The 12,951-nt window shown below is 63.3% G+C and carries 13 protein-coding genes and 1 tRNA gene; 4 read left to right on the forward strand and 10 right to left on the reverse strand.

Annotation, left to right across the window (positions count from 1 at the left end):
- Window positions 1-20: 20 nt before the first annotated feature.
- The 4 genes from CIT25_RS13825 to CIT25_RS13845 all read right to left on the reverse strand — a co-directional run bounded on the left by CIT25_RS13825 (window position 21) and on the right by CIT25_RS13845 (window position 5,125).
- Window positions 21-923 (reverse strand): MurR/RpiR family transcriptional regulator, encoded by a 903-nt coding sequence (locus CIT25_RS13825; protein WP_095485025.1) that lies wholly within the window; start codon window positions 921-923, stop codon window positions 21-23.
- Window positions 924-1,804: 881 nt separating this feature from the next.
- Window positions 1,805-2,752: a coiled-coil domain-containing protein gene (locus tag CIT25_RS13835; protein ID WP_095485026.1), complete on the reverse strand. Its 948-nt coding sequence runs from the start codon at window positions 2,750-2,752 to the stop codon at window positions 1,805-1,807.
- A 495-nt stretch (window positions 2,753-3,247) separates the two neighbouring features.
- Window positions 3,248-4,693 (reverse strand): carotenoid oxygenase family protein, encoded by a 1,446-nt coding sequence (locus CIT25_RS13840; RefSeq protein ID WP_095485027.1) that lies wholly within the window; start codon window positions 4,691-4,693, stop codon window positions 3,248-3,250.
- 356 nt (window positions 4,694-5,049) lie between these two features.
- Window positions 5,050-5,125, reverse strand: a tRNA-Ala gene (locus CIT25_RS13845).
- Between the two features lie 163 nt (window positions 5,126-5,288).
- Between CIT25_RS13845 and CIT25_RS13850 the strand changes: the two genes are divergently transcribed.
- Both CIT25_RS13850 and CIT25_RS13855 read left to right on the forward strand, forming a co-directional pair.
- On the forward strand, window positions 5,289-5,579 hold the full coding sequence (locus tag CIT25_RS13850; RefSeq protein ID WP_023800489.1) for a YggT family protein: 291 nt from the start codon (window positions 5,289-5,291) through the stop codon (window positions 5,577-5,579).
- Between the two features lie 10 nt (window positions 5,580-5,589).
- The gene (locus CIT25_RS13855; RefSeq protein ID WP_095485028.1) at window positions 5,590-5,904 is read left to right on the forward strand and encodes a DUF167 family protein; all 315 of its coding nucleotides are present in this window, start codon (window positions 5,590-5,592) and stop codon (window positions 5,902-5,904) included.
- A gap of 306 nt (window positions 5,905-6,210) precedes the next feature.
- Here CIT25_RS13855 and CIT25_RS13865 read toward each other — a convergent pair whose 3' ends face one another.
- From CIT25_RS13865 to CIT25_RS13890, 6 genes are all read right to left on the reverse strand, one after another.
- Complete coding sequence (locus CIT25_RS13865; protein ID WP_095485030.1) at window positions 6,211-8,265, reverse strand: M3 family metallopeptidase; 2,055 nt, start codon at window positions 8,263-8,265, stop codon at window positions 6,211-6,213.
- A gap of 134 nt (window positions 8,266-8,399) precedes the next feature.
- Window positions 8,400-8,810, reverse strand: a complete 411-nt coding sequence (locus CIT25_RS13870; protein ID WP_095485031.1) for a hypothetical protein — start codon at window positions 8,808-8,810, stop codon at window positions 8,400-8,402.
- Between the two features lie 9 nt (window positions 8,811-8,819).
- Window positions 8,820-9,464, reverse strand: a complete 645-nt coding sequence (locus CIT25_RS13875) for a carbonic anhydrase (RefSeq protein WP_095485032.1) — start codon at window positions 9,462-9,464, stop codon at window positions 8,820-8,822.
- Window positions 9,465-9,759: 295 nt separating this feature from the next.
- Window positions 9,760-10,554, reverse strand: coding sequence for a DUF429 domain-containing protein (locus CIT25_RS13880; protein WP_095485033.1), 795 nt, complete (start codon window positions 10,552-10,554; stop codon window positions 9,760-9,762).
- On the reverse strand, window positions 10,551-11,435 hold the full coding sequence (gene pdxY, locus CIT25_RS13885) for a pyridoxal kinase PdxY (protein WP_095485034.1): 885 nt from the start codon (window positions 11,433-11,435) through the stop codon (window positions 10,551-10,553). The genes CIT25_RS13880 and pdxY overlap by 4 nt, the downstream gene beginning before the upstream one ends.
- Window positions 11,436-11,442: 7 nt before the next feature.
- Window positions 11,443-11,691, reverse strand: a complete 249-nt coding sequence (locus CIT25_RS13890; RefSeq protein ID WP_095485035.1) for a hypothetical protein — start codon at window positions 11,689-11,691, stop codon at window positions 11,443-11,445.
- Between the two features lie 163 nt (window positions 11,692-11,854).
- Here CIT25_RS13890 and CIT25_RS13895 point away from each other — a divergent pair, with 163 nt between their 5' ends.
- Together CIT25_RS13895 and CIT25_RS13905 are read left to right on the forward strand one after the other, a co-directional pair.
- Window positions 11,855-12,493: a LemA family protein gene (locus CIT25_RS13895; protein ID WP_095485036.1), complete on the forward strand. Its 639-nt coding sequence runs from the start codon at window positions 11,855-11,857 to the stop codon at window positions 12,491-12,493.
- A gap of 245 nt (window positions 12,494-12,738) precedes the next feature.
- Window positions 12,739-12,951 (forward strand): TPM domain-containing protein (locus tag CIT25_RS13905; protein WP_245329845.1); only part of this gene is annotated, 213 nt, incomplete at its 3' end.

The following is a 12,951-nucleotide window of genomic DNA, read 5'->3' on the forward strand; positions in this document are numbered from 1 at the left end:
GATAGTCAATCGCATCCGTCTCAGGCCGTGCGGCGCGCGACGACACCGTGGACAAGGGCCATGCCGACGGCGAGCGAAGCGGCAAGCGAGCGGAAGCCGGCAAAGTCGGACTCAACCACTTCCAGCCATGTGTCCGACAGCTTGACCAGGGGAGAAAACGTGCTGTCGGTGATGGTGACGATCCGCGCCTTTCGCTCATGGGCGACAGCGACGAGGTCTGGCGTGATCGAGTTGTAGGGGCTGAAGGATACCGCCAGCACGACGTCGCGCTTGCCGATGCAGCCGACCTGGTCAAGCGCGGTGGAACCGACATTGTCGACCAGCACGTTGCGCACGCCCTGTTGCGACAGAGTGAGCGAGAGATAGGTGGTGACGGGAAAGGCGCGTTTGCTGCCGATCACATAGATCAAGTCGGCTGCCGCCAGCAGGTCGACCATGCGCTCGAAGCTGGCAATGTCGAAGTTATTGTCGATGCGGCCGAGCGAAGCCTGCGAGGCGCCGACCATGCCGTTGAGAAAATGCAGATTGGCGTTGGGCTCGGTGGCCGCCCGTTCCTGTCCGTCGCGCCCCCGTCCTTCGGGCCAGGAGCCTTTGACATGGTCCTTAAAGAGACCCTGGAAATCGGAAAATCCGGCATAGCCGAAGATCTGGGCAAAACGAACAAGCGTCGAGGGCTGCACACCGGCCTGCTCGGCGACCTGCGCGATCGTGCCGAGCGCGACGTCGCTCGGATGCTGCCACAGGAAAATGGCAACCTGGCGCAGGCGTTTTGGAAAATGGACGGTGCCGGACGACAATACCGCGCGCAGTTCCTCATAGGTCTGCGGCTTGGTGTAGCCGAGCGCGGCAAGCGAGCGGCCGCGCTTGCGGGTCGCCGCCTCGTCGGCAATAGACCGTCCGGATGCTTTGCCCGCCTCACTCATGATTTGGAGGCTAGCGCGGTACGATCGTATTACAATATGGAAATTGGAAATCTTGTCGAAAGTGCTGGGGCTCGATCCGGTGATTTGGCTGACTGGAGGGCTCTCTGGTGGCCGGGCGCACCCCAAAATGCCTGTTGGTGTTATTTCACTGCGGTGACCCTGCCCGCCGCATCGAGGCGACAGCCGACCCGCGCCCGCCGAACTTCGATGCCGCCTTGTCTTGTGTAGTCTATTCGCACCTCGATCGGCGCCGTGAGTGCGCTCCGACGTTGACGCAAGGCGCCTGCGCTTACCGCGTGGACACCGACGGCGCCAAGCGGCGTCGCAGCGGATATGATCGCCGCGCGGCAGGCTCGCACGACCGCAGCTGGCGTACCGGGTTTCGCTTTCAGTGGTCTCAAAGATCCAAAGGGATACCCCTTCGTGGAGTCACCCTCACCGGCTTTGGAAGGCCTGAGAGCGGGTGGCAGGGCGATCGATTGCTTGCCGGTCTTGGCAGAGGCAGTGGCTGCCGTGACTGCGGCCGGACTACCGGGAGCGGTACTCGTTCCGTTTTCGGCGGACGGATCGTCGCCCACGCCGACACCCGTCGAAGGGCTAACGCCTGCGTCGAGTGATCCTGCGCCGACCGAAGCTCCAACGTTTGCTCCACCCACACCGTCGACGCTCGTGCCCACCCCCACAGATGCGCCTTGCGAGCTGGCGCTCACTCCGGCACCGACCCCGAGGCCGCCGGCCTTACCGCCTAAACCTGCGTCAAGAGCCGAGGCAGGCCCGATTGCGATCCCGATCGTCAACACGGCTGCGACGTACTTTTTCATTGTGATACTCCCCTGCGGCATACATTTCGCTCACTAGTCTTCACTGGCATAGGTCGAGCTTCACAGTGGTCGCGTCGGGAGCAATGCGGCGGGAAGAGCGATGGTTGCCGGCAGAACAGGATGTGGTGACTTTTTTGCCTTCACTTTCCGTTTTTTCGGCAAGCCCGGTTTATGGGCTGGTTGGGCGCCCGAACGCGATAGCGTACTTGCAAGTGGGGTACGTGATTTCGGCGCGCGCTCCAAAGCCGCAGTGCGACGCTTATCCTTGACGATGTCGATCGCCTCACGCGCGGCACTGAGGCTGCGGCCTAGACCGATAGCCCTTTCACGCTCTTTCTCCAGCGCCGCACTCAACTCTGCCGAGATCTGTTTTGAAGCGTCGCGTTCCTTGCGAACAATGTCGAGGTCGCGCGCAGCTAAATCTGCTCGTTCGCGTTCCAGTTCGAGTGCTTCTCCAGCTTGCATTAGAGCGGTCTCGACCACCGATCGGTCCTTTATGGCGTTGCTCTTCTCGACCGCGGCCAGGTTTGCGCCTGTCTTAAGAGCGTCGATAGTTTGGCGAGCCGTGGTGAGTTCTTGTTCCAAGAGTTCAACCTTGTGCCTCTCCTCATCAAGCGCTTGCTTCGCAGCAACCTGAGAGGCTTCCATAGAGGGGTGCGGTCCGGCGGCCTTCTCGCGGTCCCAGAGAATGGCTTCGGCCCTAAAGTCTTCGATAACGCGCTGCGCCGTCTCCAGCGCTTCGTCTATTTGCTGCTGTTCTTTTAGGGCTTGTGCTTGCTTAGCCGCCGTGTTTGCCAGTGCGTGTGCCTGGGCGCTTGCGTCACGTGCCTCGCGCTGCATAATTTCTAGCTCCGCTCGTGCTGCGGCCAATTCGCGGCGTAAAGCCATTTCATGCTCGCCGGGCGGCGTCTGCACACCCTCCTTGAGTTGCGCGGCGCTGGCAACGCTGACTCCCGCGGCGGCGATGACGGCAACCGCGACGGAACGAAATGTGGACGAAATCTTCACGATGGGAGACTCCTCAAGATCGCCGCCTACCTAGCGCGACGGACACATGTCGAAGTCCGGCTGATAGCCACCTTCGCGGTAAAGGTTCTCTGCGACGTAGCTGCCTTTCGCCCTTTCCAGCACACCGGGTCCAAGATGGATTCCTCGGGCATCTGTAAAGACCTACTGCTGCCATCCGCGGTGCTCCTTATTTTACCCCCCGGACAGGATGATCCCGTAGACGCCTGCGAATGTCGCCCTTCATTGTGATGAAGCGACGCGCCGCGCGCGGCCAGGTGCCCGGTGTCGTCGACGACGCCCTGGCGTGAAGTTCGTCGCGGCGGCCGTTGCCTCGAATTCCGCAAGTAGGGGCCTGGACGCCTGCTTTGTTCCCATGTGTGCCGAGCATGCAGGTCCCAGAACGGTCAATAAATACAGCCGCATCTACGGCCACACGGGATGCGGCCGATTTCACCGGTGAAGGGGTTCTGTGCAGTGGCCGGCACTTGGCATCGGTCAGCGCGCGGATCGATCCAGGGGTGCAAAATAGTTGCCGTGAAAGCCAAAGGGGATGTGATGCGGGACGGAGGCCCGGGCGCGTTTGGCGAGCGTCGCGGCGTCGAGCACAAGCAGGAATGACGTGCCGGCGCCGACATCGAGCACGACGGACAACAGGACGCCGTCGTCTTCCTCGGCGCCGGTCGGCCGCGCCACATAAACAGGCTCGCCAGCATAGCAGCCCGGTTCGGCCCAGGTCGTCACGGTCGCCGGCGCGGTGGCTGAAAGCTCGACCTTGGCTATAGTGTCGAGGAAGCTGTCCGGTTCACTTTGGCCGGCTCCCCATACGCAGCGATACGATCTGCCGGCGCGGCGGGAATAGTCGATGCGCGGCAACTCGATGCGTGTGCCGCAGAGCGATTCCGGCTCGATCTCGACAGCCGCAGAAGGGCTACCGTCGAGCGGAATGCGGTACCGCGTCAAGGTCGAGGTCGGGTTGACCTGCGCTCCGGAGCGCAGCCGGTCGAGGCGCAGCTCGTCGATGATTCTCGCATCGGGATAGGCGAGGAGGTCCACCAGCAGCGCGCCGTCCGCCTCGAAGGCATTGACGTGGTGAAAGCAGAAGCACGACGCCGCCCTGGCACGGGCGGCGACAGCGCCGGTCGACTTATCGATCACTGTGAATACGGTGCCGAACTCCGGTTGCCAGCGATAGTTTGTGATGAAGGGTCTGCCTGAGAAGACGAGCTTGAGCGGGTTCACCCGAAGCGGAAACTCCGTCAGCACCAAATAGCGTTCCGACATGCCGAAGGAATGCATGTAGCTCGGCCGATCGACGGGCAATTCGGCCAGGACACGCTGCATGCCGCTTTCGTCGACGAACAGGCGATACGTGCTGCGGCGCCCCATCTCGATGACGTACGAGTAGCCGCGCTCGCCGTCGCTGTGCGGATGCGCAGTCGAGATCTGCCCCTTGATCGCCCGACTGAATTGGAGCCGGCCGTGCGTTTTGAGCGTGTGCGGATCGAAGCGGATCGGCATCGGCGTCTCGGTCAGCGCGACGATCTCGCCGGCCAGCACGGAGACATTGACATTCGCATTGTCGGTCAGCTTTGGGTTGAAGATCGCCATCACGCGGCCGAAAAGTGTGCGGCACGGATCCGTCATGAATTCGCCGCGCGCGATGCGACCCTTCTCCATCGCCTCGCAATAGGATTGCGAGCGGATGAAGCGGTTGGAATAGCGGACCGCGCCATCGCTGAAGTCGAAGGCGTGGAGCATGGCGAGACCGTCGAACCAATGCGTATAGGCTTGCCGGCCCACCTCGAATTTCGCAGGCCCGGTTCGGAGAAGCCGGCCGGTGAGCCACGCCGGCAATTCGCCTTCCACCTGCAACGGCAGTTGATCGACCTCCTGTTCGAGTGTGGTGAAGCCCAGTGCGTAACGGCCCTTCGCTTCAGGCATTCCAGCCTCCTTCACTTCGCCTGGTGCCTCCGCCCTCCCTGCCGTTTAACGCGTCAGCGTCGCCGATGTTTCGCATCCGAGCCGTAGAGCCGGACCAACTTCCTGCCAAGTTCCTGACGCAGCGGGATCAATCAGCCTCGCCAGCAGGTCGCCGATCTTGTTTGTGATCCAGACAGAACCGGGTATGGCACGATCCTGGGCGTCATAGGCCGTCGGCGCGGCGGTGAACCTTCGTCATCCGCCCGTATGCAACTGCCGCCGTGCCGGACAAGGGATGACCGGCTGAGCGAACCACAGCCCCAGCCAACGGAAAAACCGTTCGCTGGCAGCGAAATCAGATATTTGGGATATCCCGCTGGTGGAGCTGAGGAGGATCGAACTCCTGACCTCGTCATTGCGAACGACGCGCTCTCCCAGCTGAGCTACAGCCCCGTCCAGCGGATGGGCGCATTTATCGGGCGTGGCGGTTTCCTGTCAAGACGGCGTTTTGCCCAAAAAAGCCGCGCGGCGAGCCATCGACGTGGCCTGCCGCGGACAGCGGCTCTTGCCGCTTTCGCCCGTAATGGCTACATGTCGGCAACAATCGGAGACCGGCATGATAGCCCTCATTCAGACCATTGTCCTGGCGCTTGACATTTATTGGTGGATCATCATCGCTTCGGCGATTTTCTCGTGGCTCTACGCCTTCAACGTCGTCAACTCGCGCAACCAGTTCGTCGATAGCGTCAGCAACATGCTCTTCCGGCTGACCGAGCCGGCGCTGCGGCCGATCCGCCGCTTCTTGCCCGACCTCGGCGGGATCGACATTTCGCCGATCATCCTGCTTCTGATCCTGTTCTTCCTCCGGCAGTTCCTGCTCACCACGGTGGCGCCGCTGGTCGTCTGACGGCCATGCGATGACTGGGCCGTTTCGCCCACGTAACGACGGCGTCGACCTATTCGTCCGGCTGACGCCGAAAGCGGCGATGGACAAGCTCGAAGGCATCGAGATTTCGGCAGACGGGCGAAGCCATCTGAAGGCTCGCGTCCGCGCCGTGCCGGAAAACGGCGCCGCCAATCAAACGCTCGAACGGCTGGTCGCCAAGGCGCTGGGAGTGCCGCGATCGGCCGTTTCGGTCGTCGCCGGCGGCACGGCCCGGCTGAAGACGCTGCGCATCCTTGGCGATCCGGCTACGCTGGCGAAAGCCATCGAGGCGCTCAGCAGCGCTTGAGGCATCTCATTCCTTCGCGCGCCCCGTCCCGCCGGACATCTCCCCTCCGAGGGGCAGGCAGTCGCATTTGGATTCTTGCGAAGATGGACCCCCACCCTAACCCTCCCCACAAGGGGGAGGGAACGCTGCCGCGCGCCTCCACTTTGGTGCCGAAAGTCAGGCAATTTGTCGAGGTCAGCGCTAGCGGAAGTCTCCTTCCCCCTTGTGGGAAGGGGTTAGGGGTGGGGGTGCATCGTAGAGCGAAAGCCGTGGCTTTCCACCTGCCATAGCCCTGCCCACAAGGGGTGAGATTGGCAGCTTCGTTGTTCAGACCAGCCCGCGCTTGACCATCATCGCTTCGGGCGACGGCATCTTGCCGCGGAAGGCGGTGTAGAGTTCTTCCGCGTCCTTCGAGCCGCCGGCGGCATAGACGTTCTTTCTGAGCCGCTCGGCCAGCGCCGGATTGAACGGGTCGCCTGTTTCCTCGAAGGCGGCGAAGGCGTCGGCGTCGAGCACCTCCGACCACATGTAGGAATAGTAGCCGGCCGAATAGCCGTCACCGGAAAATATGTGCCCGAATTGCGGGGTGCGATGGCGCATGGCGATGGTGTCGGGCATATCTAGCTTCTCGAGCGTTTCGGCTTCGAAACGAAGCGGCTGGTTCGGCGCATCCGGCCGCGCATGGTAGGCCATGTCGACCAGCGCCGACGCGGTGAATTCGACCGTTGCGAAGCCGGCGCCAAACGTGCGCGCCGCCAGCATCTTGTCGACCAGCGCCTTCGGCATCGGCTTGCCGGTCTTCACATGCAGCGCATGCTTTTCCAGCACCGCCGGCACGGTCAGCCAGTGCTCGTAGAGCTGCGAGGGCAGCTCGACGAAATCGCGGCTGACCGAGGTGCCCGCGACCGACGGCCAGGTGACGTCCGTCAGCATGCCATGCAGGGCATGACCGAATTCGTGGAACAGGGTCTTTGCCTCGTCGACCGACAACAGCGCGGCCTCGCCTTCCGGCGGCTTGGCGAAATTCATGATGTTGTAGATGACGGGCTTGGAGCCATGGCCAAGCTTGTAGCCGGATTTCAGCGCGCTCATCCAGGCGCCCGAGCGTTTCGAGGGCCGCGCGAAATAATCGGCCAGGAACAGACCGCGCTCGCTGCCATCTGCATTCCTGACGACGAAAACACGCGCGTCCGGATGCCAGGTGGCGATGCCTTTCTTCTCCTCGAAGGTGATGCCGAACAATCGTGTCGCTACGTCGAAACAGGCATCGATGACGCGGTCGAGCTGCAGATAGGGCTTCAGCTCGGCCTCGTCGAAGGCGAACTTCTCGGCGCGCAGCTTCTCCTGATAGAAGCGCCAGTCCCAGGCAGCGAATTTTTCGTTGCTGCCGGCCTCGGCCGCCAGCCGCTGCAACTCGGTCTGGTCGCTTGCGGCCTTTTCCAAGGCTTTTTCCCAGACCGGGTCGAGCAGCGTGTGCACGGCCTCCGGCGTCTTTGCCATGGTGTCGTCGAGCTTCAGCGCGGCGAAGGAGGCGTAGCCGAGCAGCTTCGCCTTTTCGGCGCGCAGGCGCAGCATATCGCGCACTACCGTTGTGTTGTCGGTGGCGCCGCCATTCTGGCCGCGCATGGTAAAGGCGCGGAAGGCGATCTCGCGCAAGTCGCGGCGCTCGGAGAAGGTCGAGAACGGCTCGTAGATCGAGCGCGACAAGGTGACGGCATAGCGGCCCTTCTGGCCGCGCATCTCGGCGGCCTCCGCCATCGCGCTTTTCAGGAATTCGGGCAGGCCGGCAAGGTCGGCCTCGTCGAGGAACAGCGCCCAGTCGCGCTCGTCGGCAAGCAGGTTTTGGCCGAACGTCGTGCCGAGCGACGACAGTTCCTCGTTGATCGACGCCAGCCGCTTCTTGCCCTCGGCGTCGAGTTTGGCGCCGGAGCGGACAAAGCCTTTCCAGGTCTTTTCCAACACCCGCAGCGTTTCGGCATCGAGCTTCAGGGTTTCCCGGCGCTGGTAGAGATCGTCGATACGGGCGAACAGCCTCTCATTCATGGAGATCGCCGAGAAATGCCGCGACATCTTTGGCGAGATCTCGCGCTCCAGCGCCTGGATCGCCTCGTTGGTGTGAGCGCCGGCCCGGCACCAGAAGATCGACGAAACATGGTCGAGCGCCTCGCCGCCAAGCTCCAGTGCGGCGAGTGTATTCTCGACGGTCGGTGTCTCGGCATTGCCTGATATTGCCTCGATCTCGGTCTCATGCGCCTTCAATGCCGCATCGAAAACCCCGGAAAAATCGCCGTCGCCGATGCGGGTGAAATCGGGCAGGCCGAGCGGCCCTTGCCAGGTGGTCAGCGGATGGGCGGCGAGGTCGACGGCTTTTGTGGACGGCATGGACAGTCTTTCGCTGAGAGAGGGGGCTTTCGCTGAGTGGGAGAGCTTTCGCTGAGTGGCTGTAGAGGCAGGGCGGGATCATCACCGATGTAAGGCGCTGGCTTGCCGCACGCAATATCGCAGCTGCTACCCTCTCAGTAGCCGTCGCAGTTTTCCGCGATCGCCGCCTGCGAACTGGCGGTGATTTGGTTGTCGGTGATGGCGAAGGTTTCCTGCATCAGCATGTCGTTTTTGGGAAAATCATAGCAGGCGATCACCGTGGTGACGCCGCCTTCGGTCTTCTCGATCCGATGCCGGATCTCGGCTCCGGCGACAGCGCCTTTCCATTCGTCGATCGAGGCGATGAACTCCTGCTTGGTCTGGACGACGCCGAGGTCGTCGAGTTTAATCCGGACGTCATCGGCAAGCAGGTCCGACAATTCCGTGCGATCGGCGACCAGCAGCGCCGCATACCAGCGGCCGATGAGCGCGCCGTCGTCGGCGCGGGCGGATACGATTGAAAACAGCAGCGCCGCTGCGGCCAAAGCGATCGAACGGCATACCATGCAATCCTCCTATGTCATCTCCGGCCTCTCGAAGTCACCGGTCTCCTTGTTCATCACCCAGAGCTCGCCGGTCGAGATGTCGAACCAGGCGCCGTGCAGCGACAGCCGTCCCTTGCCTTCCAGGATCGAGACGCAGGGAAAGGTCCTGAGATTGGCGATCGAATAGCGGATCGAAATGCGCTCCAGCGCGGTCTGGCGCTCCGTCGCCGTCATGAAGGTGCTGGAGGACACGGTCTCGGCCGCCGGCGCAATCAGGCTCATCCATTTGCCGATGAAGTCGCCGGGCGACAAGGGCGCGGCCGTGCTGTCGAGTGCCGCGCGGATGCCGCCGCAGCGGCCATGGCCCATCACCACGATGTTCTTCACCTTGAGGCTCTGCACGGCAAACTCGAGCGCCGCCGAGGTCGAGTGGAACTGGTCGTCGGGCGCATAGGGCGGCACCAGATTGCCGACATTGCGCAGCACGAAGAGCTCGCCGGGGCCAGCGTCGAAGATCGCCTCGGGAGCCGCGCGGGAGTCGCAGCAAGCGACGATCATCGTTTCGGGGGACTGGCCCTCGCGAGCGAGCGAGCGATAGCGCCCGCTTTCGGCGAGATAGCGGCCGCTCATGAAATTGCGATAGCCGGTGAGCAGATGATCAGGGAGATGAGGCATGGGCGGCGTCTGGAGCCTTTCCGGGTTAGGCGGCAGCTCTTTTTAAGTCAGGAAGGCTCTAGCGGCAAAAGCCGGTCGCGAGCAATGCCGAATCGCAGAGGACGTGGTTGCCATGCTGGAAGGCCCCCTCATCCGGCCTCCGCTTCGCTACGGCCACCTTCTCCCCCAGGGGAGAAGAGGTCGCAAGCGCCGGTGCCAGCCTCTTCTCCCCGGCGGGGAGAAGGTGGCCCGAAAGGGCCGGACGAGGGGCCTTCGCCCAATGCGATTGTCTTGCCGATAGATGAGGCGAGGAAATTCATGCCCAGATCGCCACAGGGATGCCAAAACGGTCGGCGAGCGGCGGATCCGGAAACGGCCTTGCCTCGCCGCCGGCGATGCGGCCGGCGATCAGCATCATCACTGCGGCGTCGAGAAAGTCGTCGGCAGCAGCGCCTCGCGGCGGCGTCCGGTCGAGAAAGTCCCTGAGATAACCGTGCCGGCAAAGCAGCGCCTTGCGTTCCGCCATGCCGGCCGGGTTGATGGCGCCCTTGATCTTCTTCGGCAAACACATCGCCTGATCGCCATTCAACCGGCAGAAGGCGACTTCCGGATGCGATTCGAAGACGCGGCTGCGCAGTTCGGGACGCGCGATCAGCACGGCATCGATCTCGCGGATCTTGGTAAAGATGCCGAAGGCCTGGATCGAGACGCCGCGCGGCGGATCGGAGGTCGCCTTCGCCACTTCGCTCGCCTGGCGATGCGCGGCATACCAGGCCTCGATCGTGGTGAAGCCATCCGTATGCGCGTAAAGCGCGGCACGCGAAGGAATGGCGAAGACGCTGGACTGCCTGTTACCAAGCAGCGGCCGCACCAGCGCCTCCGGCCCGCGACCGCCCTTTTGCGAAAGTTCCGGCAGGCCGATCGGCATGTCGACGGCGACCGTCGCATCGACCGGCAATGCGTCGAGCAGTGCTGCGAAGCTGGGGAAAACGGCTACCGAGGGCGCAGCACCCGGGTTACGAGGTGTCGAACCGGGGTCGCGGCGAACGGCGATCCAGCCGGCCTTGCAGCCGTCGACACCGACAAGGACGCGGCTGCCGTCCGAAGTCACGCTCTTTTGTCCCGCCCCGGATGCAGGAGATGGCGAAGCTGCACCATCGCCATCGGGTGCGACAGGCTCTGAGCGTCGGTTTCGAGCTGCAATTCGTCGCCGCCGCGCTTGGCGGTGCGCGCCAGGATCTCGTAGACCGCCGCCGTGGTCGACTGCAGTGCCTTGACCGCTGGCTGGCCGGACAGGATGCGCGCCAGGTAGACGGCCGCCGTCAGGTCGCCGAGCCCATTGGGCGGCTTGTCGATGAGGCGATGCTCGGCCAGCAGCGCCTGGTTGCCGTTGAGCAGCAGATTGCCGGTGCCGCCGGCCATCATCGCCGGCGCCGAAGTGACCAGCATGGCCGGTGGCCCGGCATGAAGGGCGGCCGCCATCACCGCTTTCAGGTCGGGCAGCGGCGCTCCCGCCATCCATTCCAGCTCGTAGCGGTTGGGCGTGGCGATGTCGGCGATCGGCATCAGCCGGTCGCGCATGGCGATGGCGGTCGCCTCCGGCACATAGAGCCCGCCCGAATCGCCCATCACCGGATCGCAGATATAGATGGCATCCGGCGTCTTCGCCTTGACCGCGCCGACCAGCGAGGCGACGGCATCGGCTTGGCCGCCTTCGCCGAGATAGCCGGACAGCACCGCGCCGACCTCGCCAAGCCACGGCGCGCGCTCGAGATCGGCCATCAGCGCCTTGAATTGATCGAGTGGCGGCACGATGCGCGTCGCCCGTCCATGGCCCGGATGCCAAGGCAGGATGACGGTCGGCACCGCCCACACCGGAAAGCCCAGCGTCTCCAGCGCAAAGACCGCGGCGCGGTTGCCGACCGAGCCGCGCGCGACATGGCTGGAAATGACGATGACCGCGCGCGGCGCGTCGTGTTCTTCGGTGCTCACGGGGTTCCTAACTTTGGCTGACGAAAAGCACGAGCCAGATCAACAGGCCAATGGCGATAATGAGCCCTAGCGCCCGGCCAATGCGCGTGCCCCAGTATTCGATCGGGTCCGACTGGTCGGCATCCACTGCTGCGACGTGATCGCGCGCGCCCTTCGCGGTCCGCGCAATGAACGAGGTGCCGCCCGGGTCGGTCTCACGTGCCACGCGCTCGATGATGCGGCGCGATTCGTCGTCGCTGTCCTGGCGTCCCGCCATGGCGATGTCCTGTTTTCGCGGCGACTTTAACCCGTTCGCCCGGCCAATCACAGGGCCTTGCAGCGAATGATAAAGAACCAGTAACGCTTCCGGGCGGAGGTCATGTTCTTGCGCGCGGATTGTGGTAATGCTTCGCCTGTCAGTCTTATTGAGGGATCTTACCATGCTTGCCCAGCGTCTTTCCTCCCCTTTCGTCTTCCGCAACCTGCCAGCCTTGCTGATGATGGCGATCGTGCTGCCGCTGCTTGCCGGCTGTGGCTACAACACCATCCCGACGGCGGAGGAAAACGCCAAGGCCGCATGGAGCCAGGTGCTGAACCAGTACCAGCGCCGCGCCGATCTCATTCCCAATCTGGTCGAAACGGTCAAGGGCTATGCCGCGCACGAGAAGGATACGCTCGATGCCGTGGTCGAGGCGCGCGCCAAGGCGACGCAAGTGACGGTGACGCCGGAAACGCTGAGCAATCCGGAGGCCGTCAAGAATTTTCAGGACAGCCAGGCCGGCCTGACCAGCGCGCTGTCGCGGTTGCTGGCAGTGGTGGAGAATTATCCCGACCTCAAGGCCAACCAGAATTTTCTGGCGCTGCAGGCGCAGCTCGAAGGCACCGAGAACCGCATCGCGGTCGCCCGCCGCGACTATATCCAGGCGGTGCAGGAGTACAATCTGACGCTGAAGACCTTCCCGTCGGTGATTTGGGCGACCCTATGGTTCCGCGGCAATCAGCCGTTCGCCAACTTCACCATCGAGGAAGACAAGATGCAGACGCCGAAGGTCGATTTCGGCACGACGCAGGGCGGGTGACGAACAGCTGGTGAGCGTGGTCCCTATTGGCCTTGCACTCCGTAGCACCTCCCTTTGTCCTGCCGGACATCTCCCCCTCAAGGGGGGAGATTTGCAGCTTCGACCCCGCCGCCAATCTTGCAACGTTGGAGATTGGCGAAGGCAGGAATGACATCCAATCTCCCCCCTTGAGGGGGAGATGTCCGGCAGGACAGAGGGGGGCGCGACGGAGTGGCAACCTCTCGCTTCTAGGCGTCACTCTAGTTCTGCTTTGCCTTAGCCTCTTCCTCCCCCTCACCGCGCTCGCCGCCGAATTGCCTATTCTGACCGGTCGGGTCGTCGACAATGCCGGCATCATCGATGCCGCGACCAAGGCGGCGCTGACCCGGAAGCTTGCAGATTTCGAGGCCAAGGGCTCTGACCAGATCGTTGTCGCGACAATCAATAGTCTCGACGGCGAGGAGATCGAGCCCTACGCC

The organism is Mesorhizobium mediterraneum, assembly GCF_002284565.1.
Lineage (GTDB): Bacteria > Pseudomonadota > Alphaproteobacteria > Rhizobiales > Rhizobiaceae > Mesorhizobium > Mesorhizobium mediterraneum.

What these genes read in the sequence shown, in the direction of transcription:
- CIT25_RS13825 (WP_095485025.1), bottom strand. Translation starts at nt 923, where the DNA reads ATGAGTGAGGCGGGCAAAGCATCCGGACGGTCTATTGCCGACGAGGCG.
- CIT25_RS13840 (WP_095485027.1), bottom strand. Translation starts at nt 4,693, where the DNA reads ATGCCTGAAGCGAAGGGCCGTTACGCACTGGGCTTCACCACACTCGAA.
- CIT25_RS13850 (WP_023800489.1), top strand. Translation starts at nt 5,289, where the DNA reads ATGATAGCCCTCATTCAGACCATTGTCCTGGCGCTTGACATTTATTGG.
- CIT25_RS13855 (WP_095485028.1), top strand. Translation starts at nt 5,590, where the DNA reads ATGACTGGGCCGTTTCGCCCACGTAACGACGGCGTCGACCTATTCGTC.
- CIT25_RS13865 (WP_095485030.1), bottom strand. Translation starts at nt 8,265, where the DNA reads ATGCCGTCCACAAAAGCCGTCGACCTCGCCGCCCATCCGCTGACCACC.
- CIT25_RS13870 (WP_095485031.1), bottom strand. Translation starts at nt 8,810, where the DNA reads ATGGTATGCCGTTCGATCGCTTTGGCCGCAGCGGCGCTGCTGTTTTCA.
- CIT25_RS13875 (WP_095485032.1), bottom strand. Translation starts at nt 9,464, where the DNA reads ATGCCTCATCTCCCTGATCATCTGCTCACCGGCTATCGCAATTTCATG.
- CIT25_RS13890 (WP_095485035.1), bottom strand. Translation starts at nt 11,691, where the DNA reads ATGGCGGGACGCCAGGACAGCGACGACGAATCGCGCCGCATCATCGAG.
- CIT25_RS13895 (WP_095485036.1), top strand. Translation starts at nt 11,855, where the DNA reads ATGCTTGCCCAGCGTCTTTCCTCCCCTTTCGTCTTCCGCAACCTGCCA.